General features: G+C 62.8%; 1 protein-coding gene. It reads right to left on the bottom strand.

Translation table 11 applies throughout. From position 1 onward, the window contains the following. Positions 1-1,044 (bottom strand): serine hydroxymethyltransferase (gene glyA / locus ACR0JI_RS21935; RefSeq protein WP_480496693.1); only part of this gene is annotated, 1,044 nt, incomplete at both ends.

A 1,044-nucleotide genomic window follows, 5' to 3' on the forward strand; every position in this document is an offset into this window, starting at 1 on the left:
GGCACGCCGTTCTTGTTGCAGGTGATATGCGCCCGGCCCAGGGCCTTTTCGGTGGCGTTGCCCTTGACGCCCTTGGGGCGCAGGTCGACCAGCACCACATGGGTGTCGGTGCCGTGGGTCACGGTGTCAAGCCCGCCCTTGATCAGCTGATCGCTGAGCGCCTGCGCATTGATCACGACCTGCTGGATATAGCTTTTGAACTCGGGGCGCAGCGCCTCGCCAAAGGCCACCGCCTTGGCCGCGATCACATGCATCAGCGGGCCGCCCTGAATGCCGGGGAAGATCGCCGAATTCACTTTCTTAGCGATATCTTCATCATTGGTCAGGATCATGCCCCCACGTGGGCCGCGCAGGGTCTTGTGTGTGGTGGTGGTCGCCACATGCGCGTAGGGGAACGGGCTGGGATGCTCGCCTGCCGCGACCAGACCGGCGAAATGCGCCATGTCCACGTGCAGATAGGCGCCGACCATGTCGGCGATCTGACGCATGCGGGCAAAGTCGATCTGACGCGGGATGGCCGAACCGCCCGCGATGATCAGCTTGGGGTTATGCTCTTTCGCCAGCGCCTCGACCTGATCATAGTCCAGCATGTTGTCCTGCTGGCGCACGCCGTATTGCACGGCGTTGAACCACTTGCCCGACTGGTTGGGCCGTGCGCCGTGGGTCAGGTGGCCACCGGCATCCAGGCTCATGCCCAGAATGGTGTCGCCGGGCTGGATCAGCGCCTGGAACACCCCCTGGTTGGCCTGGCTGCCCGAGTTCGGCTGCACATTGGCAAAGCCACAGCCAAACAGCTGCTTGGCGCGGTCGATGGCCAGATTCTCGGCGATGTCAACAAACTCGCAGCCCCCGTAATAGCGCCGGCCCGGGTAACCTTCGGCATATTTGTTGGTCATCACCGAACCCTGCGCCTCCATCACGGCGGCAGAGACGATGTTCTCGGACGCAATCAGCTCGATCTCGTCGCGCTGACGACCCAGCTCAGACCGGATCGAGCCAAAAAGCTCAGGATCGCGGTCCGACAAGGACTGGGTGAAAAATCCG

The organism is Ruegeria sp. N10, assembly GCF_056531545.1.